This window comes from Streptomyces sp. SID3343 (assembly GCF_009865215.1).
In the GTDB taxonomy this organism is placed as follows: domain Bacteria; phylum Actinomycetota; class Actinomycetes; order Streptomycetales; family Streptomycetaceae; genus Embleya.
The window spans coordinates 1-2,787 of the sequence record NZ_WWJX01001342.1 but is presented as its reverse complement, the minus strand read 5'-3'; the positions used below and the strand labels follow the sequence as shown (position 1 = coordinate 2,787).

The 2,787-nt window shown below is 71.0% G+C and carries 4 protein-coding genes; all 4 read right to left on the bottom strand.

Going from position 1 to position 2,787, the window contains the following annotated elements; genetic code table 11:
* A partial coding sequence (locus tag GT354_RS42580; RefSeq protein WP_161356922.1) for a helix-turn-helix domain-containing protein occupies positions 1–196 on the bottom strand: 196 nt, incomplete at its 3' end.
* 500 nt (positions 197–696) lie between these two features.
* Positions 697–1,620: an anti-sigma factor RsbA family regulatory protein gene (locus GT354_RS42570; protein ID WP_161362202.1), complete on the bottom strand. Its 924-nt coding sequence runs from the start codon at positions 1,618–1,620 to the stop codon at positions 697–699.
* The gene (locus GT354_RS42565; protein ID WP_161362200.1) at positions 1,617–1,958 is read right to left on the bottom strand and encodes an STAS domain-containing protein; all 342 of its coding nucleotides are present in this window, start codon (positions 1,956–1,958) and stop codon (positions 1,617–1,619) included. Before GT354_RS42565 ends, GT354_RS42570 begins: the two co-directional genes overlap by 4 nt.
* Positions 1,959–2,025: 67 nt before the next feature.
* A partial coding sequence (locus GT354_RS42560; protein WP_237536006.1) for an aminoglycoside phosphotransferase family protein occupies positions 2,026–2,787 on the bottom strand: 762 nt, incomplete at its 5' end.

The following is a 2,787-nucleotide window of genomic DNA, read 5'->3' as shown; positions in this document are numbered from 1 at the left end:
GCGCCGCTGCCTTGTTCTTCCCGGATGCCTGCCGGCCGTAGAGCCATCGCTTGCCGGTACGGCGATTGATGCCCACGATCCGGCAGGCTTCCGTGTTGCTTATCCCAAGATCCACGAGCCGAAGGTATTCCGCCCGCTCACCGACCAGTTTCCTCGGGCCCTGGGGCCGCCGATCCGCACGAACCTCGAAGTCCATCGCACCCCCTGAACTGGGGTGTTGCGACGACCACTAGAACCTAAGATGCGCGGGGCTCTTCCTCGACACCAGCCGCGGAGCCAACCGCCGTTGGTGTTCCATGAACACCTGCGGCAACAAGGTCAAGAGGGCACGACTCGCCGAGTCCTGACCCTCCCGCGTCGACAGACCGGCGCCGCGCTCCCTCCGGGTCGTCCCGAGCCCGTGTCACCTTCCTCCGGTGCCGGTAATCCTCGGGCGGTCGGGCGCCCATCGCCGTTGGCCGCTCCGCCTCGCCCACCCCGGCCGCACCGCAGCCGAAAAACGCCACGAAAACAGGGCAACCGGCACAACGGCCGGCCGCGCTTCGGCAACGGCAACGCCTCGGCCCCGCCGACGACAGCGCCCGCGACCCGGTCACGGCCCGGTCACGTACCGGCGCCGCTCGGTATCGGCGCCGCTCGCACACCGGCGCCCCACTCCCGCCCGGCCCCGTCCGCGTGTGTGCAGGTCGCCTCGGCTCAGGCGCCCGCCGACAGGTGCAGGCGGACCGTGGTGCCCGAATCCGTCGAGCGGATCTGGACCAGGTCGCAGAGTTGGTTGGCCATCCACAAACCGCGGCCGCCGTCTTGTTCCGTGGTGGGGCGGTGGCGGCCGGCCAGGGGGTCGACGATGCAGCCCGAGTCCTGGATCTCGCAGATCAACGAAGGGCCTTGCGACCAGATGGTGACCGCCCCTTGCCCACCGCCGTGGACGATGCTGTTGCCCGCGATCTCGCTCACGGCCAGGATCGCGTGATTGACCTGCGCACGCGGGGCGTCCGGCAGGGCACGGCGGACCAAGGCGCGCACGCTCGCGAGTTCACCGGAACGGAAGGCGAGGCGCTGCGCGTGCTCGGGCACGGGCGGAAGGGCGGGCCCGTGCAGCGTGGCGGCGTAGTCGTCGGGGTGTAGGTGGTTGCCCGCGTGGCCGGTGCCACCGTTCAGGACGCGCGGGTGGTTGCGGCGGGCGGCGGCGATCACGTCGGTGTCGAGCGCGGAGATGTCGTACGGGCACAGGAGTTGCCACGGTTGGCCGTCGAACGCGAGGTTGAGCAGCGACTCGTGGTGTCCGCACTCGACGAGTTCGGCGGGGGTACGGGCAGCCCAGATCGGTTCGCCGATGCCTCGGTAGGCGCGGTCGCGGTGCAGGCCGGTCCACTCCTGCCAGGTAGGGATGATGCGGGCGGGGTTGCGGCCCACGCGCTCCATGTCGATCCACGTGACGTGCGCGGCGTCGGCGCCCAGACTGTCGCGCAGGGCGCCGGCGCGAGGCTCGATCACCGCGACCGCGACCGCCTCGTCGGCGGCCAAACCCTCGCGGACGAAGGCGGCGGTGTGGTCGACGAAGTCGGTGATTCCGGCGTAGAGCAAGGCTTCGTGCCGGAACGTCGTTGTCGTACTCATCCGGACGTCACCTTTTCCAGTACCAATCCGGGAACCCGGTCCCACCCCGCGAGCTTGACGAGCACGCACAGTTCCTCGGAAGCACTGTGCAGGACCAGTCGCCTCCCGGGTTGCATGCGAAGCGCCGTCTCGACCAGGGTCCGCAGGCCGGCGACGTCGATGAAGTGCAGCGACGCGACGTCCACGTGGACGTCGGTGGGGCCGGCCGCCGCCTGCGTCACGAGCGCCGAACGCACCTGGGCACAGTTCTCGAGATCGACCTCGCCGAACAACCGGACCCCCAACGGGGGTGAGGTCAGCTCCACTCGGAGTACTCCGCCCGCATGGTCCGCTCCCATGAACGCCCCTCCCCGCTTTGCCCGTCGGTCCGGATCAAGCTACCCGTCGCTCGGGCTTCGATGCCGCCTACCCCAGTCTGCGTCGCAGCCACTTCAGACCGGCGTGACCTTGAGCACGTTGGAAGGCGCGCAGCGTCGGCAGGCCGGGCGGGGGCGGCAGCAGCCCCTGACACACGAAGAATCCGGTGACGGCGGCCAGTGCCGCGGTCACGTCGTCCGGGTCGGCTCGGTGCCGGGCCAGGTACGCCTCGATCGGGGCGATCGCCCACTCGCCGTCGTGCATGATCACGCTCGGCGCCATGAGTACCACGTCCACCCACGCGGCTCCGACCATTGCGCTGGGCCAATCGACGAACACCACTCGGTCCCGTGTGAGCAGGATGTTGTCGGCACGCAGGTCGCCGTGCAGCAGCGTGCTGCCCGTCACCGCGGCCTCCCATCGCGACTCCCACCGGACGATCTCGTCGAGGTTGGCCGCCACCCACTCGCCGAGCCGTTCGGGCTCGGTGAGGGTGCACCACCCTCGGAACAGGGCCGCGCCCGCCTCGGCGGCGGACGGCGCGTCGACCGGACCCCCACTCGCCTCGGGGAAGGTCAGGGCCGCGCCGAGGTCGCCGAGGGCGGCGAGGACGCGGTCGAGGTCGGCGGGCCGCCACGGTTGTACGGGGGTATGCCCGTCGATGTCCTCGAAGGCGAGCGCGACCCAACCGTCCACCTCGACGTCGGCCAGCAGACGCGGTACGGGCGCCGCCGGCGGCAACGCGGCGGCGATCCGCGCCTCGGCACGGTGCATGTCGGCCGAGTGCGGGTTCGGCTCCGGCCCGACCGC

Coding starts and splice junctions, on each gene's coding strand:
- GT354_RS42570 (WP_161362202.1), bottom strand. CDS start 1,620: ATGAGTACGACAACGACGTTCCGGCACGAAGCCTTGCTCTACGCCGGA.
- GT354_RS42565 (WP_161362200.1), bottom strand. CDS start 1,958: ATGGGAGCGGACCATGCGGGCGGAGTACTCCGAGTGGAGCTGACCTCA.